This window comes from Micromonospora reichwaldensis (genome assembly GCF_031845925.1).
Classification (GTDB): domain Bacteria; phylum Actinomycetota; class Actinomycetes; order Mycobacteriales; family Micromonosporaceae; genus Micromonospora; species Micromonospora reichwaldensis.
In genome coordinates, this window is record NZ_JAVRFL010000050.1 from 21,485 (window position 1) to 43,473 (window position 21,989).

Annotated in this window: 20 protein-coding genes; 14 read left to right on the forward strand and 6 right to left on the reverse strand. The window is 72.2% G+C overall.

Annotated features, from left to right (window positions below):
• Positions 1–72: 72 nt before the first annotated feature.
• From zwf to tkt, 4 genes are read right to left on the reverse strand one after another with little or no spacing between them, the layout of a single operon-like run.
• Positions 73–1,623: a glucose-6-phosphate dehydrogenase gene (zwf, locus tag RM555_RS28505; RefSeq protein WP_311414612.1), complete on the reverse strand. Its 1,551-nt coding sequence runs from the start codon at positions 1,621–1,623 to the stop codon at positions 73–75.
• 2 nt (positions 1,624–1,625) lie between these two features.
• Positions 1,626–3,275: a glucose-6-phosphate isomerase gene (locus RM555_RS28510; RefSeq protein ID WP_311414613.1), complete on the reverse strand. Its 1,650-nt coding sequence runs from the start codon at positions 3,273–3,275 to the stop codon at positions 1,626–1,628.
• Positions 3,272–4,450: a transaldolase gene (gene tal / locus RM555_RS28515; protein ID WP_311414614.1), complete on the reverse strand. Its 1,179-nt coding sequence runs from the start codon at positions 4,448–4,450 to the stop codon at positions 3,272–3,274. The genes RM555_RS28510 and tal overlap by 4 nt, the downstream gene beginning before the upstream one ends.
• A 16-nt stretch (positions 4,451–4,466) precedes the next feature.
• The gene (gene tkt, locus RM555_RS28520; protein WP_311414615.1) at positions 4,467–6,605 is read right to left on the reverse strand and encodes a transketolase; all 2,139 of its coding nucleotides are present in this window, start codon (positions 6,603–6,605) and stop codon (positions 4,467–4,469) included.
• A gap of 265 nt (positions 6,606–6,870) precedes the next feature.
• Between tkt and RM555_RS28525 the strand changes: the two genes are divergently transcribed.
• The 3 genes from RM555_RS28525 (at position 6,871) to RM555_RS28535 (ending at position 9,431) form a co-directional block, all read left to right on the forward strand.
• Entirely contained in the window at positions 6,871–7,830 is a 960-nt protein-coding gene (locus tag RM555_RS28525; protein ID WP_311414616.1) for a heme o synthase, read from the forward strand.
• A 338-nt stretch (positions 7,831–8,168) separates the two neighbouring features.
• The gene (locus tag RM555_RS28530; RefSeq protein WP_311414617.1) at positions 8,169–8,501 is read left to right on the forward strand and encodes a hypothetical protein; all 333 of its coding nucleotides are present in this window, start codon (positions 8,169–8,171) and stop codon (positions 8,499–8,501) included.
• A 6-nt stretch (positions 8,502–8,507) separates the two neighbouring features.
• Complete coding sequence (locus RM555_RS28535; RefSeq protein WP_311414618.1) at positions 8,508–9,431, forward strand: ATP-grasp domain-containing protein; 924 nt, start codon at positions 8,508–8,510, stop codon at positions 9,429–9,431.
• Positions 9,432–9,487: 56 nt separating this feature from the next.
• Here RM555_RS28535 and RM555_RS28540 read toward each other — a convergent pair whose 3' ends face one another.
• Complete coding sequence (locus RM555_RS28540) at positions 9,488–10,450, reverse strand: COX15/CtaA family protein (protein WP_311414619.1); 963 nt, start codon at positions 10,448–10,450, stop codon at positions 9,488–9,490.
• A gap of 98 nt (positions 10,451–10,548) precedes the next feature.
• Here RM555_RS28540 and RM555_RS28545 point away from each other — a divergent pair, with 98 nt between their 5' ends.
• From RM555_RS28545 to RM555_RS28590, 10 genes are all read left to right on the forward strand, one after another.
• Positions 10,549–11,307, forward strand: a complete 759-nt coding sequence (locus RM555_RS28545) for a helix-turn-helix transcriptional regulator (RefSeq protein WP_311414620.1) — start codon at positions 10,549–10,551, stop codon at positions 11,305–11,307.
• Positions 11,304–12,734: a Fe-S cluster assembly protein SufB gene (gene sufB, locus RM555_RS28550; protein ID WP_311414621.1), complete on the forward strand. Its 1,431-nt coding sequence runs from the start codon at positions 11,304–11,306 to the stop codon at positions 12,732–12,734. The genes RM555_RS28545 and sufB overlap by 4 nt, the downstream gene beginning before the upstream one ends.
• A gap of 52 nt (positions 12,735–12,786) precedes the next feature.
• Positions 12,787–13,983, forward strand: coding sequence for a Fe-S cluster assembly protein SufD (gene sufD, locus RM555_RS28555; RefSeq protein ID WP_311414622.1), 1,197 nt, complete (start codon positions 12,787–12,789; stop codon positions 13,981–13,983).
• The gene (locus tag RM555_RS28560; protein WP_151453359.1) at positions 13,983–14,309 is read left to right on the forward strand and encodes a non-heme iron oxygenase ferredoxin subunit; all 327 of its coding nucleotides are present in this window, start codon (positions 13,983–13,985) and stop codon (positions 14,307–14,309) included. Before sufD ends, RM555_RS28560 begins: the two co-directional genes overlap by 1 nt.
• Positions 14,309–15,082, forward strand: a complete 774-nt coding sequence (gene sufC / locus RM555_RS28565) for a Fe-S cluster assembly ATPase SufC (protein ID WP_121400692.1) — start codon at positions 14,309–14,311, stop codon at positions 15,080–15,082. The genes RM555_RS28560 and sufC overlap by 1 nt, the downstream gene beginning before the upstream one ends.
• Before the next feature lie 32 nt (positions 15,083–15,114).
• The gene (locus tag RM555_RS28570; RefSeq protein ID WP_311414623.1) at positions 15,115–16,419 is read left to right on the forward strand and encodes a cysteine desulfurase; all 1,305 of its coding nucleotides are present in this window, start codon (positions 15,115–15,117) and stop codon (positions 16,417–16,419) included.
• 42 nt (positions 16,420–16,461) lie between these two features.
• Positions 16,462–16,938: a Fe-S cluster assembly sulfur transfer protein SufU gene (gene sufU / locus RM555_RS28575; protein WP_132240320.1), complete on the forward strand. Its 477-nt coding sequence runs from the start codon at positions 16,462–16,464 to the stop codon at positions 16,936–16,938.
• Positions 16,935–17,390, forward strand: coding sequence for a metal-sulfur cluster assembly factor (locus RM555_RS28580; protein ID WP_311414624.1), 456 nt, complete (start codon positions 16,935–16,937; stop codon positions 17,388–17,390). Before sufU ends, RM555_RS28580 begins: the two co-directional genes overlap by 4 nt.
• Before the next feature lie 254 nt (positions 17,391–17,644).
• Positions 17,645–18,271, forward strand: coding sequence for a LysE family transporter (locus RM555_RS28585; RefSeq protein WP_311414628.1), 627 nt, complete (start codon positions 17,645–17,647; stop codon positions 18,269–18,271).
• A 161-nt stretch (positions 18,272–18,432) separates the two neighbouring features.
• Positions 18,433–19,086 carry an acVLRF1 family peptidyl-tRNA hydrolase gene (locus RM555_RS28590; RefSeq protein ID WP_311414625.1) on the forward strand — a complete coding sequence of 218 codons (654 nt, stop codon included), beginning with the start codon at positions 18,433–18,435 and terminating at the stop codon, positions 19,084–19,086.
• A gap of 118 nt (positions 19,087–19,204) precedes the next feature.
• Here the strand turns inward: RM555_RS28590 and ypfJ are convergent, their stop codons facing one another.
• Positions 19,205–20,122, reverse strand: coding sequence for a KPN_02809 family neutral zinc metallopeptidase (gene ypfJ, locus RM555_RS28595; RefSeq protein WP_311414629.1), 918 nt, complete (start codon positions 20,120–20,122; stop codon positions 19,205–19,207).
• A 245-nt stretch (positions 20,123–20,367) separates the two neighbouring features.
• Here ypfJ and RM555_RS28600 point away from each other — a divergent pair, with 245 nt between their 5' ends.
• Entirely contained in the window at positions 20,368–21,972 is a 1,605-nt protein-coding gene (locus RM555_RS28600; protein WP_311414626.1) for an ABC-F family ATP-binding cassette domain-containing protein, read from the forward strand.
• Positions 21,973–21,989 lie beyond the last annotated feature (17 nt).

Below are 21,989 nucleotides of genomic sequence, written 5' to 3' on the forward strand. Positions count from 1 at the left end.
CACTCGCCGCGCTCACGGCGCCTGCCTTCGTTCGCGACTGCGGGGCTCGCAGAACCGGCTCACTCCTCGCGCTCACGCCCGCCGCCACGCCCGGCCCTCGCGGGCCAGCATCTCGTCGGCGGCGCGGGGACCCCACTCGCCGGCCCGGTACGGTTCCGGCTTCGTGTCCGCCCACGCGCGCTCCAGCGGGTCCACCACCTGCCAGCTCTGCTCGACCTCGGCGGCGTCCGGGAAGAGGGTACGGTCGCCGATCAGCACGTCCAGCACGAGCCGCTCGTACGCCTCGGGGCTGGCCTCGGTGAACGCCTCGCCGTACTGGAAGTCCATCGCGATGTCGCGGACCTCCATCGTGGTGCCGGGCACCTTGGAGCCGAACTTGAGCACGACGCCCTCGTCCGGCTGCACCCGGATCACGAGCTGGTTGTTGCCGAGCGACTCCATGTCGGCTTCGTTGAACGGCAGGTGCGGCGCCCTCTTGAACATGATGGCGACCTCGGTGACGCGGCGCGGCAGCCGCTTGCCAGCCCGGATGTAGAACGGCACCTCCGCCCAGCGGCGGTTCTGGATGCCGAGCCGGACGGCCACGTAGGTCTCCGTGGTCGAGTCCTCCGGGACGCCCTCCTCCTCCAGGTACCCGACGGCACGCTCGCCCCCCACCCAGCCGGGCAGGTACTGGCCGCGCACGGTGCCCTCGGCGACGTCCTTCGGCAGGGTGATCGCCCGGAGCACCTTGAGCTTCTCCGTGCGGATCTCGTCGGCGTCGAAGCTCGTCGGCTCCTCCATCGCCACCAGCGCCAGTAGTTGGAGCAGGTGGTTCTGGAACACGTCGCGGGCCGCGCCGGCCGAGTCGTAGAAGCCGGCGCGGGTGCCGATGCCGACGTCCTCGGCCATGGTGATCTGCACGGAGTCGACGTACTTGGAGTTCCACAGCGGCTCGAACAGGTTGTTGGCGAACCGCAGGGCGAGGATGTTCTGGACGGTCTCCTTGCCCAGGTAGTGGTCGATGCGGAAGACGTCCTCGCGGGTGAAGACGTCGTCGACCAGGTCGTTGAGCGCCTTCGCCGAAGGCAGGTCGTGCCCGAACGGCTTCTCCACCACCACCCGGCGCCAGCCGCCGGACTTGGCGTTGTCGGCCATCCCGGTGCGGGCCAACTGCTTGAGGACCACGGGGAACGCCGCCGGAGGGATGGAGAAGTAGAAGGCGGCGTTGCCCGGGATCCCGTGCGTCTGACGCAGCTCGTCCAGCATCTCGGAGAGGTGGTCGAACGCGGCGTCGTCGTCGAACGAGCCGCCGACGAACTTGATGTTGCCCACCAGCCGCGCCCACACCTCCTCCCGCCAGGGAGTGCGGGCGTGCTTCTTGGCGGCCTCGTGGGCGAGCGACTCGAAGTCCCCGTCGCCCCAGTCCCGGCGGGCGAAGCCGAGCACGGCGAAGCCCGGGGGCAGCAGCCCCCGGTTCGCCAGGTCGTACACGGCGGGCAGGAGCTTCTTGCGGGCCAGGTCGCCGGTGACGCCGAAGATCACCAGAGCGCACGGCTCCGGGATCCTCGGCAGCCGGCGGTCCTGCGGGTCGCGCAGCGGGTTCACGCCGCCTCCTCGCTCCGCGTCATCCACGGTCCTCATCGTCACGCCCGCAACGCCCCGACGGCATCGAGCAGCTGGGCCACGCCCGCCGACCGGTCGGTCAGGTGCAGCCGGACCACGGGGCGCTTCCGCTCGGCCAGGGCCTGCCGGTCGCCGGTGGCCTGCGCCGCCTGCAGCTCCCCGAAGGTGTAGGGCCTGCCCGGCACCGGCAGGTCGTCGACGACCGCGCCGGTGAGCTGGAGGTAGCTGCCGACCTGCGGACCGCCCTTGTGGTACTGGCCGGTGGAGTGCAGGAAGCGCGGGCCCCACCCGAAGGTGACCGGCCGGCCGGCGGCACCGGCCAGCAGCGGCCGCAGCCGGGCCGCGTCGGCGTCGGCGAACCGGTCGAGGTACGCCATCACCGCGAGGTAGCCGTCGTCGCCCGTCGCGTCGACGAGCTGGCGGAGCACGCCGGCCAGGTCGCCGGGGGCGCCCTGCGGCGCGTACACCTCGATCGCGCCCTCGGTGAACGACGGCGTCTCCGCCGGCGGACCGGAGTCGAGGATGCGGTTGGTGTTCTCCTTGGACTCGGTGACGTTGGGCTGGTTGAACGGGTCGATGCCGAGCACCACGCCGGCGATCGCGGTGGCGTACTCCCAGGCCAGGAAGTGCGCGCCGAGCGGGCCGTTGACGGCCACGTCGGCGTCGGCGCCGCCGCCGGGGACGGCGCCGGCGGGCAGCGCGCCGCCGTAGGTCACGGTGAGCACGTCGTCGCCGGCGGCGCCGGGACTCTGCGGCGACTCCACGACGACCGGCAGGATGCCGACCCCGGCCTTGCCGGTGGACTCGGCGATCAGCTGCTCGGCCCAGTCGCCGAGGCCCTCGATGCCGGTGCCGTCGGAGATCAAAGCGACCTTGTCCCGGCCCATGGTGGCCGCTGCCCCAAGGGCCGCGCCGAGCGCCAGGGCCGGGTTGTCGCGGTCCCCGCCCAGGGAGGCCGCCAGCGCCTCCGCCTCGTCGAGCAGCTCGGCCACCTCGACGCCGGCCAGCGCCGACGGGACCAGCCCGAACGCGGTCAGTGCCGCATACCGGCCGCCGACGTTCGGGTCGGCGAGTACGGTGAAGGCACCCATCTCGGCGGCGGTGGCCTCCAGCGGCGAGCCGGGGTCGGTGACGACGACGAAGTGCCGGCCGGCCTCCGCCTCGGTCATCCCCGCGTCGAGGAACGCCTGCCAGTAGGCCCGGCGGTGGCTGTCGGTCTCGACCGTCGAACCGGACTTGCTGGCCACCACGACCACGGTGCGCTCCAGCCGGTCGGCCAGCGCCGCCCGGATCTGCCCCGGGTCGGTGGTGTCGAGCACCGTCAGCTGCTTGCCGAGGGTACGGGCGATGACCTCGGGGGCCAGCGACGAGCCGCCCATCCCGGCGAGCACCACGTGGTCCAGGTCGGCCAGCTCCGCCTTCAGCTCGGCGAGCTGGGGGAGCAGCTCGCGGCTGCGCAGGTGGGTGTCCACCCAGCCGAGGCGGATCTTCGCCTCCGCCTCGGCGTCCGGACCCCACAGGGTCGGGTCCTTCGCGGCCAGCTTGCCCGGCGTGCCGGCGTTCACCAGCGCGTCCCGGGTGGAGGCGGGAGCCGACTTGTCGACGGCGTCGGCCCCGTGCACGGAGAGCCCGGCGGCGGCCTCGACCGCCCCGGCGAGCAGGTCGCTCACGCGTTTCCTCCCGCCTGCTGCGCGGCCTGCGCGTTGTCCTTCGCGGCGTCGCTCGGGTTGCCGGCGCCGCGGCCCGCGGCCGCCAGCGACTTGCGGACGCCGTCGAGCAGTTCCTGCCAGCTCGCCTCGAACTTCTCCACGCCCTCGCGCTCCAGGGTCTCGATGACGTCGGCCATGTCGATCCCGACCGACTCCAGGTCCGCGAAGACCTTGCGGGCCTCGTCGTACGAACCGGTGATGGTGTCGCCGCGGGTCTCGCCGTGGTCGGCGTACGCGTGCACGACCGGCTCCGGCATGGTGTTGACCGTGCCGGGGGCGATCAGCTCCTCGACGTAGATGACGTCCCGGTAGTCCGGGTTCTTGGTCGAGGTGGAGGCCCACAGCGGCCGCTGCGGGTGGGCGCCGGCGTCGGCGAGGGCCTGCCAGCGGTCCGAGGAGAACACCTCGCTGTAGCGCTCGTACGCGAGCTTGGCGTTGGCGACGGCGGCCTTGCCGCGCAGCGCCTTGGCCTCGTCGGAGCCGAGCTTCTCCAGCCGCTTGTCGACCTCGCTGTCGACGCGGGAGACGAAGAACGACGCGACCGACCCGATCTTCGACAGGTCGTGCCCGTTCGCCTTCGCCTGCTCCAGGCCGGCCAGGAACGCCTCCATCACCTGCGAGTAGCGGTCCAGCCCGAAGATCAGCGTGACGTTGACGCTGATCCCCTCCGCCAGGGTGGCGGTGATCGCCGGCAGGCCGGCCTCGGTGGCCGGGATCTTGATGAAGAGGTTCGGCCGGTCGACCAGCCACCACAGCGCCTTGGCCTCGGCGACGGTCCTGTCGGTCTCGTGGGCCAGCCGCGGGTCCACCTCGATGGAGACCCGGCCGTCGACCCCGCCGCTGCCCTCGTACGACGGGCGCATCACGTCGCACGCCCACCGCACGTCGTACGTGGTGAGCATGCGTACGGCCTCCTCGACCTCCACCCCACGGGAGGCGAGGTCGCGCAGCTGCCAGTCGTACTCGTCGGCGTCGCTCAGCGCCTTGGCGAAGATCGTCGGGTTGGTGGTCACCCCGGCCACGTGCTTCTCCCGGCGGAGCTGGTCCAGCCCGCCGGAGGACAGCCGTACCCGGGAAAGGTCGTCGAGCCAGACCGCCACGCCTGCGGCGGTGAGTTCACTCAGCCTGTCCGTCATGCCGTCCACGCTCCCCTCAGTTGCCGGTGGTGAAACCGGTGATGTCGCCCATCCGGGTCAGTGCCGCGTGCGCGGCGGCCACGATCCGGTCGGGGGTGAATCCGAACTGCTCGAAGAGCACGGAGTGCGGGGCACTCGCGCCGTAGTGCTCCAGGCTGACGCTCTCGCCGCAGTCGCCGACGATGCCGCGCCACGACATGGCGATGCCCGCCTCCACGCTCACCCGTGCCTTTACCCCGCGCGGCAGCACCGACTCCCGGTACGCCTCGTCCTGCGCGAAGAACCACTCCTGGCAGGGCATCGAGACGACCCGGGTCGGGGTGCCGTCGGCCTCCAGCCGCTCGCGGGCGGTCAGGCAGAGCTGCACCTCGGAGCCGGTGCCGACGAGGATGACCTGCGGCTTGCTGTTGGACGCCTCGGCCAGCACGTAGCCGCCCTTGGCCACGCCCTCGGCGCCGGCCAGGGTCGACCGGTCCAGCGTCGGCAGCGTCTGCCGGCTCAGCGCCAGCGCGGTCGGCCGGTCGGTGTGCTCCAGAGCCTGCCGCCAGGCCCACACGGTCTCGTTGGCGTCGGCCGGCCGGACCACGTCCAGGCCGGGGATGGCGCGCAGCGCGGTCAGGTGCTCCACCGGCTGGTGCGTCGGGCCGTCCTCGCCGAGGCCGATCGAGTCGTGCGTCCAGACGTAGACCACCGGCAGCTTCATCAGCGCGGCGAGCCGTACCGCCGGGCGCATGTAGTCGCTGAAGACCAGGAAGGTGCCGCCGTACGGGCGGGTGCCGCCGTGCAGCGCGATGCCGTTGAGGATGGCGCCCATGGCGTGCTCGCGGATGCCGAAGTGCAGCGTGCGGCCGTACTCGTGGCCGGGGAAGTCCTTGGTGGCGTGGACGGCGGGGACGAAGGACGGCTCGCCCTTCATGGTGGTGTTGTTGCTCTCCGCCAGGTCGGCCGAGCCGCCCCACAGCTCCGGCAGCACTCCGGCGAGCGCCTCCAGGACCTTGCCGGAGGCCGCCCGGGTGGCGACGCCCTTGGCATCGGCCGGGAACTCCGGCAGCGCCTCGGTCCAGCCGGTCGGCAGGACCCGCCCGGCCATCCGGTCGTAGAGTGCGCGGCGCTCCGCGTTGGCCTTCGCCCAGCCGTCGAACGCCGTGGTCCACTCCTGCTGGGCCTGCGCGCCGCGCTCCATCACCGTGCGGGCGTGCCCGAGCACCTCCTCGTCGACCTCGAAGGAGCGGGCCGGGTCGAAGCCGAGCAGCTGCTTGGTGGCCGCCACCTCGTCGGCGCCCAGCGCCGAACCGTGGATCTTGCCGGTGTTCTTCTTGTTGGGCGCGGGCCAGCCGATGATGGTGCGCAGCGCGATGAACGAGGGGCGGGCGGTCTCGGCCTTCGCCGCCAGCAGCGCCCGGTGCAGGGCCTCCACGTCCTCGTGGTAGTCGCCCTGGTCGGCGTCGCCGGCGCGCCAGTCGACGGTCTGCACGTGCCAGCCGTACGCCTCGTAGCGCGCCGCGACGTCCTCGCTCTTGGCGATGCGGGTGTCGTCCTCGATCGAGATCTCGTTGTCGTCGTAGATCACCGTGAGGTTGCCGAGCTGCTGGTGCCCGGCGAGCGCGCTGGCCTCGTGGCTGATGCCCTCCTCGATGTCCCCGTCCGAGGCGATGCACCAGATGTCGTGGTCGAAGACCGACCGGCCCGGCTCCGCCTCCGGGTCGAACAGGCCGCGCTCGCGGCGGGCCGCCATCGCCATGCCGACCGCGTTGCCGAGGCCCTGCCCGAGCGGCCCGGTGGTGGTCTCCACGCCGGGGGTGTGCCCGTGCTCCGGGTGGCCCGGGGTCAGCGAGCCCCACTGCCGCAGCGACTTGAGGTCCTCCAGGGCCAGCGGGTAGCCGGAGAGGAAGAGCTGGATGTAGAGGGTGAGGCTGGAGTGGCCCGCGGAGAGCACGAAGCGGTCCCGGCCGGGCCAGTTCGGGTCGGCCGGGTTGTGCCGCATGACCCGGTTGAAGAGCAGGTAGGCCGCGGGCGCGAGACTCATCGCGGTGCCCGGGTGGCCGTTGCCGGATTTCTCCACGGCGTCCATGGCCAGCACGCGGACGGTGTCGACGGCCCGGCGGTCGAGGTCGGACCAGTTGAGTGCGGGGTGCTCGGGTCGGTTGGCAGCCACGATGGTTGTGCTCCTCGGCAGATGGGCGGAACCCTCAGTGATGACCCTATCGAGCGGTCCTAAACGTCCGCCCAGGGATCTCCGCATGCCGGTCTGTACTGGTCCGCGCCGGTGCGCGGTGCTGCCCCGACGGTGTGACGGCCCGCACCGTTGTCGGGTCGCCCGGGCAGCCAAAACGACGACGCGTAGTCTGTGGTCCGGCGTGTGGCCCCAGTCGGGTCCGGCCGATCCGACCTCCCCTGCCGACGCCGGAAGGTGGCAATCCGTGAGCATGATCACCGAGCGCCCCGTCAGCAACTCTGCCGGGCAGCCGCCGGTGCGAACTGCGGCGGAGGCGTCGGCGGTGGCCCGCCGGGACGTCCGCGCGGTGGTCGCGGCCTACGTGACGCTGACCAAGCCGCGGATCGTGGAGCTGCTCCTCGTCACCACGGTGCCGGCGATGATGCTCGCGGACGGCGGGATGCCGTCGCTCTGGTTGGTGGCCGTGGTGCTGGTCGGCGGCTCGCTCGCCGCGGGCGCGGCCAGCGTCATCAACTGCTACATCGACCGGGACATCGACCAGCTGATGCGGCGCACCAAGCGCCGCCCGTTGCCGACGCACACCGTGACGCCGCGTAACGCGTTGATCTTCGGGCTGGTGCTGGCGACGGTGTCGGTCGCGATGATGGCGGCGTTCACCAACCTGCTGGCCGCCGGGCTCACGCTGGCCGCGATCGTCTACTACGACGTCGTCTACACCCTCTGGCTCAAGCGCACCACGACGGCGAACACGTTCTGGGGCGGGGCCTGCGGGGCGGCGCCGGTGCTGATCGGCTGGGCGGCGGTCACCGGGACGCTCTCCCCGGCCGCGTGGGCGCTCTTCGCGGTGGTCTTCTTCTGGCAGATGCCGCACTTCTACCCGCTGGCGATGAAGTACAAGGACGACTACGCCCGGGCCGGCATCCCGATGCTGCCGGTGGTGGCCTCCACGCGGCGGGTCAACGCCGAGATCATCGGCTTCGCCTGGCTGACCGTGGCGTCCTCGCTGGCCGTGTGGCCGCTGGGGATGAGCCTCATCTACGGCGTGCCCGCCGTGGTGGTCGGCGCCATCTTCGTGGTGGAGGCGCACAAGCTCGCCCGCCGGGTGGCGCGGGGGCAGGCCGTCAAGCCGATGCGGCTGTTCCACTGGTCGACGACCTACCTGACCATCCTCTTCGCCGCCGTCGCGCTCGACGCGCTGATCTGACACCGGGCCGCGCCCGCCGCTCCGGCGGGCCGCCGCGCCCGGCCGGGTCCCGGCCTGGTCCGTCCCGCCGGTCCCGGCGGCCCGGAGGCCGTACCGGCAAATCATCATCGTGCATGGCTTGTCCGGGTTTCTTGTCACATCGGTGACGCCGCCGGTATGGTTCCAGAACCGCTCGGATGGCCCGGGCCGGCCCGGTTCGGGACCACCTTTTGGTGGGATAAGTCCGGACAAGACCGGTCATTCCGCCTGTGGTTCTCCTTAAACCTGCGGGTAATTGGCATCACAAAAGGTTCATGGTTCTCGCCCGCCCGGGTGCAAGTCTGCTTACGCTTCCCGACATGGCAGATGGTTCCGATACGACGCTGACGGCCGAGCAGACCCCCGGGCAGACCCCGCAGGGCCTGGTCGCGGGCATCAAGTCGTTCGCCGCCGGTCACGGCGGGGCGAAGGCGGTCATCGAGTACGTCGGCAAGCGTGGCGCGCGCATCGTCCTCGTGGGCGAGGACGGGGTGTGGGGCGACCAGTTCGCCGACGACACCGTCGTGGCGCGGCAGGCCTGCGCGAAGGCGGGAGTCACCGTCGAGAACGCCTGGGAGCGTGAACTGATGGACCAGATGCGTCCGAGCAACGACCTCTGGCGGTCGATGGCCCGGCGCACGATGGCCCGTTGACATAACTTGACCGATCACCACCAGTCGACCCGGGGGAAACCCCGGGTCGCTCTCGTCACCTGTGCCGACCTGCCCGACCTCGACCCCGACGACCGGCTGCTGCTCGACCCGCTGGCGCGCCGCGGCGTGACCGCCGAGGCGGTGGACTGGGCCGACCCGGCGGCCGACTGGGCCGCGTACGACCTGGCGGTGCTCCGCTCGCCCTGGGACTACGCGCTGCGCCGCGACGAGTTCGTCGCCTGGGCGTCGCGGGTCCCCGCCCTGGCCAACCCGGCCGACGTGGTGCGCTGGAACACCGACAAGCGGTACCTGGCCGAGTTGTCCGCGGCCGGGGTGCGCACCGTGCCGACGTCCTGGGTCGCGCCGGGGGAGGACTGGCGACCGCCCGCCGCCCGCGGCGAGTACGTCGTCAAGCCGGCCGTCAGCGCGGGCAGCCAGGACACCGGCCGCTACGACCTGGCCGATCCGCACCACCGGGAGCTGGCCGTGGCGCACGTGCGGCGGCTGTCGGACGCCGGGCGGCTGACCATGGTGCAGCCGTACCTCGAGGCTGTCGACACGGCCGGCGAGACGGCGCTGCTCTTCCTGGCCGGGCCGGACGGCCCGACGTTCAGCCACGCCATCCGCAAGGGTCCGATGCTGACCGGCCCGGACCTCGGCGCCGACGCGCTGTACCGGCCCGAGGAGATCACCGCCCGCACCGCCACCCCGGAGCAGTTGGCGGTGGCGGAGCGGGCTCTCGCGGCGGTGCCCGGCGGGCCGGGACGGCTGCTCTACGCCCGGGTGGACCTCATCCCGGGCCCGGACGGCGCGCCGGTCCTGGTGGAGCTGGAGCTGACCGAGCCGTCGCTGTTCCTCGGCCACGCCGACGGTGCCGCCGACCGCCTGGCCGACGCGGTCCTGACCCACCTGGGCCGCGCCGCCGGCTGACCGTCGGGGCGGGTGGGGGAGCGCTCAGGTGCGCAGCCGGACGGGCCGGGGCGCGGTCAGGCGGCGACGGGGACGGCCCGGTCGGCGGCGTCCGGGGTCGGCGACGGCGCGACCGGGCGGCGCTCGCGGGTGGACCACTGCACCGACAGGGTGGCCAGCAGCACCAGGCAGGAGCCCAGCATGTGCGCGCCCACCAGCAGCGCCGGCAGGTTCGTGAAGTACTGCACGAACCCGATGAGGCCCTGGCCCAGCTCGACGGCGACGAGCACCAGCGCGGCCCGCGCGGCCCGCTGCGCGCCGACCGCGCGGAAGGCGAAGACCAGCGCCACGGACAGGCCGATCAGCAGGAAGACGCTGTCGGCGTGCACCTGGGAGATCGTCTCCGGGTCGAGCCCGTTGCGGGCGGCGCCGTGGTCGCCCGCGTGCGGGCCGCTGCCGGTCACCCAGGTGCCGATCACCAGCACCGCCGCGCTGACCACGGTGGTGAGCGCGGCGAGGGTACGCAGCGGGGCGGGCACGACGGCCTCCGCCGGGCCCACCGGGTCCTTGATCCGCCGCCACAGCGCGTACGCGGCCGCGATCACCAGCATCGAGGCGAGGAAGTGCAGGCCCACCACCCACGGGTTGAGGTCGGTGAGCACGGTGATCCCGCCGATGACCGCCTGCGCGGGGATGCCGAGGAGCACGGCGACCGCGAGCGGGACCAGGTCCCGGCGCCGGGGGAGGTGCAACAGCACGGCCAGCAGCACCGCCAGCGCGATGAAGCCGACCGCGAAGGTGAGCAGGCGGTTGCCGAACTCGATCACTCCGTAGATGCCCATCTCCGGTGTCGTCACGTACGACTCCTCGGTGCACCGGGGCCAGGTGGGGCAGCCGAGGCCGGACCCGGTGAGCCGGACGGCCCCGCCGGTGACGACGATGCCCACGTTCGCGATGATCGAGGCGAGCGCGAGACGGCGCAGCAGGGCGGTGGAGACCGGGAACCGGACGGATCGCTTCACGGCGCAAATCCTACGCACCGTAGTGGAGCCCGATCGGGTGACTCCGTCCGTGCGGTGGTTCGGATCACCGGGACCCGGGTTTGCGGGCCCCGGACGAATTACGTAACGTTGGCGTTGTGAAAAACGCGGCGGCGCTCTCCGGGCACCAGCCGGCGGTCGTCCCGGCCGCCGGTCAGTCCGCGTCCGTCGCGGATCTCTCCACCCGTGACCGGGTCACCCAGCTGCTGCTGGAGCGGGGCGCGACCACCGCCGCGCAGCTCGGCTCGGCGCTCGGGCTCAGCCCGGCCGCGATCCGGCGGCACCTCGACGCGATGCTCGCCGACGGCGACGTCGTCGCCCGCGAGCAGACCGTCCGGGGCCACCGCGGCCGGGGCCGGCCGGCGAAGGTCTTCGTGCTGACCGACGCCGCCCGGGTCCGCTGCGGCACCCACCACTACGACAACATGGCCACCGCCGCCCTGCGCTGGATCGCCCGCAACGGCGGCGCCGCGGCGGTCGAGGCGTTCGCCACCGATCAGGTCGCCGCGCTGGAGACCCGCTGCCGGGCCGCCATGGAGGACGCCGGCGACGACCCGCTCGCGCGGGCCGAGGCACTCGCCGGAGCGCTGACCGCCGAGGGTTACGCTGCGAACGCGTCCACGATCGCCACCGGTGGCCAGCTCTGTCAGCACCACTGCCCGGTGGCGCACGTGGCCGCCGAGTTCCCCCAGCTGTGCGAGGCCGAGACCGCGGTGATCTCCCGCCTGGTCGGCACCCACGTGCAGCGCCTGGCCACCATCGCGCACGGCGACGGAGTGTGCACCACGCACATTCCCACCCAGCCGGGGCGTGCCCGTTCCGGTAAGACCGTCACCACTGTGAGGACAGATAGATGACCGAGCAGATCGTCCAGCCCCTGACGCAGGAAGAGCAGCTCGCCGCCCTGGGTCGCTACGAGTACGGCTGGTCCGACCCGGACGTCGCCGGGGCGGTCGCCCAGCGCGGCCTCAACGAGGCGGTGGTGCGGGACATCTCGGCCAAGAAGAGCGAGCCGGCCTGGATGCTCGACCTGCGGCTGAAGGGCCTGCGGCTGTTCGGCCGCAAGCCGATGCCGGCCTGGGGCGCCGACCTCACGGGGATCGACTTCGACAACATCAAGTACTTCGTGCGGTCCACCGAGAAGCAGGCCACCAGCTGGGAGGACCTGCCCGAGGACATCAAGAACACCTACGACCGGCTGGGCATCCCCGAGGCGGAGAAGCAGCGGCTGGTCGCCGGCGTCGCGGCGCAGTACGAGTCCGAGGTCGTCTACCACAAGATCCGTGAGGACCTCGAGGAGCAGGGTGTCGTCTTCCTGGACACCGACACCGCCCTGCGCGAGCACGAGGACGTCTTCAAGGAGTACTTCGGCACGGTGATCCCGGTCGGCGACAACAAGTTCGCCGCGCTGAACACCTCCGTGTGGTCCGGCGGCTCGTTCATCTACGTGCCGAAGGGCGTGCACGTGGAGATCCCGTTGCAGGCCTACTTCCGGATCAACACGGAGAACATGGGCCAGTTCGAGCGGACGCTGATCATCGTCGACGAGGGCGCGTACGTGCACTACGTCGAGGGCTGCACCGCGCCGCTCTACTCCTCCGACTCGCTGCACAGCGCGGTCGTGGAGATCATCGTCAAGAAGAACGCCCGGTGCCGCTACACGACCATCCAGAACTGGTCGAACAACGTCTACAACCTGGTCACCAAGCGCGCCGTCTGCCACGAGGGCGCGACCATGGAGTGGGTCGACGGCAACATCGGCTCCAAGGTCACCATGAAGTACCCGGCGGTCTACATGACCGGCGAGCACGCCAAGGGCGAGGTGCTCTCGGTGGCCATGGCCGGCGAGGGGCAGCACCAGGACGCGGGCGCCAAGATGGTGCACGCCGCGCCGCACACCTCCTCGACCATCATCTCCAAGTCGATCGCCCGGGGCGGCGGCCGCACCTCGTACCGGGGCCTGGTCCAGGTGCTGGAGGGCTCGCACAGCAGCCGCAGCACGGTCAAGTGCGACGCGCTGCTGGTCGACACCATCTCCCGCTCGGACACCTACCCGTACGTCGACATCCGCGAGGACGACGTGTCGATGGGGCACGAGGCGACCGTCTCCAAGATCAGCGACGACCAGCTCTTCTACCTGATGAGCCGGGGCCTGAGCGAGGACGAGGCGATGGCGATGATCGTTCGCGGCTTCATCGAGCCGATCGCCAAGGAGCTCCCGATGGAGTACGCCCTGGAACTCAACCGCCTGATCGAGCTCCAGATGGAGGGCGCGGTCGGCTGACGCCGCCGCCCCAGTTCAGGACACCGTCGTCGCAGAACAGACCAAGGAAGAGATGACTACCCAGGCTTCCGCGCCGCCCAGCACCAAGTCGCAGGCGCTCCGCTCGTACGACGTCGCCGACTTCCCGGCCCTGACCGGCCTGGAGGAGGAGTGGCGCTTCACCCCGCTCAAGCGGCTGCGCGGGCTGGTCGGCGCGTCGCCGGCCGCCACCGGCGCGGTCCGCCACGAGCACGGCGACCTGCCCGAGGGTGTGACCGTCGGGCGGATCGGCTCCGACGACCCGCGGGTGGGCAGCGTGCTCACCCCGGTCGACCGGGTCAGTGCGCTGGCCTACGGTGGGGCCGACCAGGCGCTGCTGGTCCAGGTCGCCCGCGACGCCGTGGTGGCCGAGCCGGTGAGCCTGCGGGTGGTCGGCGAGGGCGTCGAGGGCCTGGCCTTCGGGCACACCTTCGTGGAGGTGGGCCGGTTCGCCGAGGTGACCCTGGTGGTGGAGCACGTCGGCTCGGCCACGCTGGCCGACAACGTCGAGGTGTCCGTGGCCGACGGGGCGAAGCTGACCCTGGTCACCGTCGCGGACTGGGCCGACGACGCCGTCCAGGCCCAGCACCTGAAGGTCCGGCTGGGCCGCGACGCGAAGGTGGTGCACGTCCAGGTCTCCCTCGGCGGCGACCTGGTCCGGCAGTACACCTCGGTGGAATACACCGACCGGGGCGGCGAGGCCGAGCTGTACGGCCTCTACTTCGCCGACTCGGGTCAGCACCTGGAGCACCGCCAGCTGGTCGACCACACCGTGCCCGACTGCCGCAGCTACGTCGGCTACCGGGGCGCCCTGCAGGGCGAGAGCGCGCGCACCGTCTGGGTGGGCGACGTGCTGATCCGCGCCGAGGCGACCGGCACCGACACGTACGAGATCAACCGGAACCTGCTGCTGACCGACGGCGCGCGGGCGGACTCCGTACCCAATCTGGAGATCGAGACCGGCGAGATCGCCGGTGCCGGGCACGCGAGCGCGACCGGCCGCTTCGACGACGAGCAGCTGTTCTACCTGATGGCCCGGGGCATCCCGGAGGCCGAGGCGCGGCGCCTGGTGGTCCGCGGCTTCTTCGCCGAGCTGATCAACAAGATCCCGGTCGAGTCGCTGCGGGAGCGCCTGGGCGACGCCATCGAGCGCCGGCTGGCGAGCGGGAGGAGTGAGCTTGCGAGCCCCGCACTCGCGAGCGAAGACCTCACGACCAAGGCCGGTGCCTGATGATCCGCCTCTGCGCCACCGAGGACGTGCCGAAGGGCACCGTGGTCAGCGCGGACGTCGACGGCACCCCGATCGCGCTGGTGCACGGCGAGGACGGCGTCTTCTACGCCGCCTACGACGAGTGCTCGCACGCCGCGGTCGCCCTCTCCGAGGGGGAGGTCGAGGGCTGCACGCTGGAATGCTGGCTGCACGGATCCCGTTTCGACCTGAGGACCGGCGAGCCGACCGGGCTGCCCGCCACCGAACCCGTTCCCGTCTATCCCGTCGAAGTCCGAGACGGCGACATCTACGTCAGTCTCACGCCGAGCAATGGAGTGACCCGATAATGAGCACCCTGGAGATCCGCGACCTGAAGGTGTCGGTCAAGCTGCCCGAGGGTGAGCTCAAGCCGATCCTGGCCGGTGTCGACCTGACCGTCCGCTCGGGTGAGACCCACGCGATCATGGGCCCGAACGGCTCCGGCAAGTCCACCCTGGCCTACTCGATCGCCGGCCACCCCAAGTACGAGATCACCGGCGGCTCGGTGACCCTCGACGGCGAGGACGTGCTGGCCCTGTCCGTGGACGAGCGCGCCCGCGCCGGCCTCTTCCTGGCCATGCAGTACCCGGTCGAGGTCCCCGGCGTCTCGGTGGCGAACTTCCTGCGTACCGCCAAGACCGCCATCGACGGCCAGGCGCCCAAGCTGCGCACCTGGGGCGGCGAGCTGCGCGGGGCCATGGAGCGCCTCCAGATGGACCCGGCGTTCGCCCAGCGCAACGTCAACGAGGGCTTCTCCGGCGGCGAGAAGAAGCGGCACGAGATCGTGCAGCTGGAGCTGCTCAAGCCGAAGATCGCGATCCTCGACGAGACCGACTCCGGCCTCGACGTGGACGCGCTGCGCGTGGTCAGCGAGGGCGTCAACCGGGTCCGCGACACCGGCGACACCGGGATGCTGCTGATCACCCACTACACCCGGATCCTGCGCTACATCAAGCCGGACTTCGTGCACGTCTTCGTCGCCGGCCGGATCGTCGAGCAGGGCGGCCCGGAGCTGGCCGACAAGCTCGAGGAAGAGGGCTACGAGCGCTACGCCGCCGGGGCCGGCGCGGCGCGGGCCTGAGTCCTCTCGGAAGAATGGGTGGGCCGGTCGACATGACTTCCATCGCGATCCCGTCGGGGATGCCGCAGTACGACGACGTGCCGCGTTACGACGTGGCGAAGGTGCGCGCCGACTTCCCGATCCTCGACCGGGAGGTCAACGGGCACCGGCTGGTCTACCTCGACAGCGCCAACACCTCGCACAAGCCGCGGCAGGTGCTCGACGTGCTCGGCGAGCACTACGCGATGCACAACGCCAACGTGTCCCGCTCGGTGCACACCCTGGGCACCGAGGCCACCGAGGCGTACGAGGGCGCGCGGGCGAAGATCGCCGCGTTCATCAACGCGCCGAGCGTGGACGAGGTGGTGTTCACCAAGAACTCCACCGAGGCGATCAACATCGTGGCGTACGCGTTCTCCAACGCCTCGCTGCGGCCCGACGCCGACCCCCGCTTCCGGCTCGGCCCCGGCGACGAGGTGGTGATCTCCGAGATGGAGCACCACTCGAACATCGTGCCGTGGCAGCTGCTCTGCGAGCGCACCGGCGCGACCCTGCGCTGGTTCCCGGTCACCGACCAGGGGCGGCTGGACGAGTCGGGGCTGGCGGACCTGGTCACCGAGCGGACGAAGATCGTCTCGCTGGTGCACACGTCCAACATCCTCGGCACGGTCAACGCCACCGCGCGGATCACCGCGCGGGTCCGCGAGGTGGGCGCGCTGCTGCTGCTCGACTGCTCCCAGTCGGTGCCGCACATGCCGATGGACGTGGTCGACTACGACGCCGACTTCATCGTCTTCACCGGGCACAAGATGTGCGGGCCGACCGGCATCGGCGTGCTCTGGGGCCGGACCGAGCTGCTGGCGGCGATGCCGCCGGTGCTGGGCGGCGGGTCGATGATCGAGACGGTCACCATGGCCCGCTCGACCTTCGCCGCGCCGCCGGCCCGGTTCGAGGCGGGCACCCCGCCGATCGCCGAGGCGGTCGCGCTCGGTGCGGCCGTCGACTACCTCGCCGGCATCGGGATGCGGGCCATCCAGTGGCACGAGAAGGAGCTGACGGCGTACGCGCTGGACGCCCTCGCCACGGTGCCCGGCCTGCGGATCTTCGGGCCGGCCGTGCCGGTGGGCCGGGGCGGCACCATCTCGTTCGCCCTCGGCGACATCCACCCGCACGACGTCGGGCAGGTGCTCGACTCGCTCGGCGTGCAGGTGCGCGTCGGCCACCACTGCGCCAAGCCGGTGTGCACCCGCTTCGGCGTGCCGGCCATGACGCGGGCCTCGTTCTACCTCTACACCACCACCGAGGAGATCGACGCCCTGGTAGCGGGCCTGGAGCAGGTGCGGAAGGTGTTCGAGTGAGCGGCGACGCGGGAGCCCGCGGATCGACGGGAGTTCAGCCTGATGCAGCTTGAATCTCTTTACCAGGAGATCATCCTGGACCACTACAAGCACCCGCACGGTCGCGGCCTGCGCGATCCGGACGCCTCGGGCGCCCGGGTCGCCGAGGCGCACCACGTCAACCCGACCTGCGGTGACGAGGTCACCGTGCGGGTGGCCACCGACGGCGACGTGCTGCACGACGTCTCGTACGACGGCATGGGCTGCTCCATCAGCCAGGCGTCGGCGAGCGTGCTGCACGAGCTGCTGGTGGGCCGGGACGCGGGCGACGCGTTCCGGGTGCACGAGGCGTTCGTCGAGTTGATGTCCGGCCGTGGCCAGGTCACGCCGGACGAGGACGTGCTCGGTGACGGGGTAGCGTTCGCGGGCGTCGCCCGCTACCCCGCCCGGGTCAAGTGCGCGCTGTTGCCGTGGATGGCGTTCAAGGACGCCGCGGCACGCGCCGGTGTGGGCGTGAGCCCGACGGAGGTTGAGGCATGAGCAGCGAGGACACCGCCACCGCGGCGACCCCGGCGACCGAGGGCGCGGCCGTGCCGGCGGCTCCGGCCACGGAGGCCGCCGCACCGGCCACGGACGGGGCGCCGGCCGCCGCGTCGGCGGCCAAGGGCAAGGCCGCCGTCGCCGACGTCGAGGAGGCGATGAAGGACGTCGTCGACCCCGAGCTGGGCATCAACGTGGTCGACCTCGGCCTGGTGTACGGCGTGCACGTCGGCGACGACAACGTCGCCACCCTGGACATGACGCTGACCTCGGCGGCGTGCCCGCTGACCGACGTGATCGAGGACCAGGCCCGGCAGGCGCTGACCACCGGACCGGGCGGCGGCCTGGTCGACGACATCCGGATCAACTGGGTGTGGCTCCCGCCGTGGGGGCCGGACAAGATCACCGACGAGGGGCGCGACCAGCTCCGCTCCCTCGGCTTCAACGTCTGACCCGTTTCTCGACGAGCGCGTCGCCCCTCAAGGGGCGGCGCGCTCGCCCGTTCCCACCCGCCCCCGGTCGCCGGCGTCGACCTGGCTGCGGGAGCTGTCGTCCCGGCGGCGGGAATCCGGTGGCGCGGGGCGGCAGGCGGGGCCGAGGATGAGCGGGTGATCGAGACGTACCCGCCGAGGACCGTACCCGTCGTCGCCGCCGCGTGGCGACAGCGGACCGCGTCCGGCCGCGTCCCGATCCGCCACCGACCGTCGTGACCGGCGCGTTCCTGGCCGGCCTGGTCGCCGGCTACGGCGTAGCCATCCCGGTCGGCGCGATCGCGGTCCTCATCCTCGGGCTCAGCGCCCGCACCTCGTTCCGGGTCGGTGCCGCCGCCGCGTTCGGGGTGGCCACCGCCGACGGGCTCTACGCCGCCGTGGCGGCCCTCGGCGGGGCCGCCGTCGCCGGGCTGATCGCTCCGGTCGCCGGGCCGCTGCGGCTGTCCGCCGCACTGGTGCTGCTCGCCCTCGCCGGTCACGGCGCCTGGCGCGCGCTGCGTCCCCGCGTCGCGACCGGGGCCGCCGGTGTCCGCCGGGGCATGGACACCCCGGTGCGCGCCTTCGCCGGGGTGCTCGCGTTGACCCTGCTGAACCCCGCGACCGTGGTCTACTTCGCCGCGCTCGTACTGGGCCGCACGGACCGCGCCGGGCCGGATCCGCTCGCCGCCGGTCTCTTCGTGCTCGGCGCGTTCGTCGCCTCGGCGAGCTGGCAGCTGTTGATCGCCGGCGGGGGCTCCCTGGTCGGCCGGGTACTCACCGGCCCGCGCGGTCGGCTCGTGACCGCGCTGCTCTCCAGCGCCATCATCGCCGCACTGGCCGTGGCGATGCTGCTGTCCGGCTAGCCGAGCCGGTCGTCCGCTGCCCGGCTCGGGCTGGTGCTGCCGTCGCTGCCCGGCTGGGTCCGGGTCGGTGGCCTGCCGCCCGGCGGGGGCGGCGGCCCGCCGCCGCGCGTCCACCCACCCACGGCGGTCAGCCGGCGTCGACGTGCCGTAGGTTCGGGCATATGAGCAGCCGACCGGCCGCCGGAGGCGGCCGCTGGGTCGAGGTGGATCCCGCTCGGGTCGCCCGGTGGGTCGAGGGCTTCGCCGACCGGCACGGCCCGCCCACCACCACCGTCGAGGCGTACGGGCTGCTGCTCGCCGCCCCGGACGGCGCGACCGCCGAGCTGCACGCCCCGCCCGGCGCGCCGGCCACCCCGGACCTGCCCGGCTTCGTGGCCGCCGCGACCGCGCCGCGCCGGATCGGGCTGCTGCTCGCCCGCAAGGGCGCGGTGGCGGTGGGCGTCGCGGCGGGGGAGGAGCTGGTCGTCTCCAAGGTGGACACCCGCTACGTGCAGGGGCGCACCGCCGCCGGGGGCTGGTCCCAGCAGCGCTTCGCCCGGCGGCGCGACAACCAGGCGAAGGCGGCGCTGGGCGACGCGGCCGACCTGGCCGTACGGCTGCTGCTGCCGGAGGCGCCGTCGTTGCGCGCGGTGGTCTGCGGCGGCGACCGGCGGGCGGTGGACACCGTGCTCGCCGACCGGCGCCTCGCCCCGCTGGCGGCGCTGCGCGCGGAGCGGCTGCTGGACGTGCCCGAGCCCCGGCACGCCGTGCTGGTCGGCGCGATCGCGGCGGCCCGGGCGGTCCGAATCCTGGTGCGTGAGCCCGCCCCGTCCTGAGCGGCGACCGCGTCGGGAGCGACGCCGACGGCCATCGCCGACCCGGTCGACCTCACACACGACGGCGGCCGGCAGGCAAGGCCCGCCGGCCGCCGAGGGGCGGTCTCCGGTCCGGTGCTCAGAGGCTGCCGCGGAAGGTGTCGCAGGACTTCGGGTCGCCGGTGTCGTAGCCCCGGGTGAACCACTCCTTGCGCTGGGCGGAGGAACCGTGGGTGAACTCATCCTGGTTCACCGGCCGGTTGGCCCGCTTCGAGATGGCGTCGTCGCCGATCTTCTCGGCGGCGTCAACGGCCTGCTGGATGTCCTGCTCGCTGATGCTGGTGAAGATCTTCTGGCCGCTCGCGTCGGCGGTGCCGGTGGCGTTCTTCGCCCACGCGCCCGCGTAGCAGTCGGCCTGCAACTCCAGCTTCACCGAGAGCTGGTTGGCGTTGTCCGGGTCGCGCTGCTGCTGGCGGCGCATCTGGGCCTCGGTGCCGAGCAGGTCCTGCACGTGGTGGCCGTACTCGTGGGCGAGCACGTACGGCTGGGCGAACTCGCCGGAGGCGCCGAGCTGCTGGGCGAGCACCTGGTAGAAGGTGAGGTCGATGTAGACCTGGTCGTCGGCGGGGCAGTAGAACGGGCCGACGCCGGAGTCGGCCTGTCCGCAGGCGGTGTTGACGCCCTGGCTGAAGAACACCGTCTTCGACGGGCGGTACTGCTCGCCGAACGCCTCGGGCAGGGCCTTCTGCCAGTACGCCTGGATCGAGTTGACGTAGAGCGTGTTGCGGCAGTCGAGCTGCTGGAGTGCGTCCTCGGCCGCGCACTTCTGCTCCAGTGACGAGTTGTCGCCCTGCGGCTCGTCGCCGCCGCTGGTGGCCGCGTTCAGGCCGAAACCGCCGCCGACGAGCGCGACGAGCACGGCGATGACGAGGCCGACGATGCCGCCCCGACCGCCGCCGATCGGGATGGGTATGCCGCCCAGCCCGCCGCCCCCGCCGGATCCTCGCCGATCGTCCACCTGGCTGGTGTCGACCCGCGCATTCTCGTTCAGCTCCATGTCTACCCCGATCACCGATTTGATCCGTTTTGGTGGTTGCGGTACCGGACCGGGTCCGGACGGCGATTCGGTACCCGATGATCTTGATCGGTAATCCGGCGGGGTGGTCCGGCGGCGCCCGGTACACTTGGGCCCGTGCTGCTCTGCGAAGGCTGAACCGCCCCGCGCCGACGGGCCTCGTGCTCGCCGGCGCTTTCGCGTGCCCTGAGTCAGCCCTTCCAGACCCCGAGAGCGAGTCCTTCGACATGATCACTGCCACCGGCCTGGAGCTGCGCGCCGGCGCCCGCATCCTGCTGTCCGACACCACGCTGCGGGTGCAGCCGGGTGACCGGATCGGCCTGGTCGGCCGCAACGGCGCCGGCAAGACCACCACGCTGAAGGTGCTCGCCGGCGAGGGCCAGCCGTACGCCGGTCAGCTCGATCGCCGCAGCGCCATCGGTTACCTCCCGCAGGACCCCCGCACCGGCGACCTCGAGGTCACCGGCCGCGACCGGGTGCTCTCCGCCCGGGGCCTGGACGTGCTGATGGCCCAGATGAAGGAGATCGAGACCAAGCTCGCCGACGGCGCCGACGACCGGCTGGTCCGTCGCTACGGCGCGCTGGAGGACCAGTTCGCCTCCCTCGGCGGGTACGCGGCCGAGGCCGAGGCCGCCCGGATCTGCGCCAACCTCGGCCTGCCGGACCGGGCGCTGGCCCAGACCATCGGCACGCTCTCCGGCGGTCAACGCCGCCGCATCGAGCTGGCCCGGATCCTGTTCCGCGACGCCGGCGAGAACGGCGGCGGCATCCTGCTGCTCGACGAGCCGACCAACCACCTCGACGCCGACTCGATCACCTGGCTGCGCAGCTTCCTCGCCAACCACAAGGGTGGCCTGATCGTGATCTCCCACGACGGCTCGCTGCTGGAGTCGGTGGTCAACAAGGTGTGGTTCCTCGACGCCACCCGCTCCGTGGTCGACGTCTACAACCTGGGCTGGAAGGCGTACCTGGAGGCCCGCGAGACCGACGAGCGGCGCCGCCGCCGGGAGCGGGCCAATGCCGAGAAGAAGGCCGGCGCGCTGATGGCGCAGGCCGACAAGATGCGGGCCAAGGCCACCAAGACCGTCGCCGCGCAGAACATGGCCCGCCGGGCCGAGAAGCTCATCTCCGGCCTGGAGGAGGTACGCGTCTCCGACCGGGTGGCGAAGGTGCGCTTCCCGAACCCGGCCCCCTGCGGCAAGACCCCGCTCACCGCGACCGGCCTGTCGAAGTCGTACGGCTCGTTGGAGATCTTCACCGACGTGAACGTGGCGGTCGACCGGGGCTCGCGGGTGGCCATCCTGGGGCTCAACGGCGCCGGCAAGACCACCCTGCTGCGGATGCTCGGCGGCCTGCTGGAGCCGGACACCGGCGAGGTGCACGCCGGTCACGGCCTGCGGCTCGGCTACTACGCGCAGGAGCACGAGACGCTCGACGTGGACCGTACGGTGCTGGAGCACATGCGCAGCGCCGCCATCGAGCAGACCGACACCGACCTGCGCAAGATCCTCGGGGCGTTCCTGTTCTCCGGCGACGACGTGGACAAGCCGGCCGGGGTGCTCTCCGGTGGCGAGAAGACCCGGCTCGCGCTGGCCACCCTGGTCTGCTCCGGCGCGAACGTGCTGCTGCTCGACGAGCCGACGAACAACCTCGACCCGGTCAGCCGGGAGCAGGTGCTCGACGCCATCGCCCGCTACCCGGGGGCGATCGTGCTGGTCACCCACGACCCCGGCGCGGTCATGGCGCTGAAGCCCGACCGCGCCATCCTGCTCCCCGACGGCGACGAGGACGCCTGGAGCGACGACCTCCTCGAACTGGTCGAACTGGCCTAACCCACCCACCCCACCCC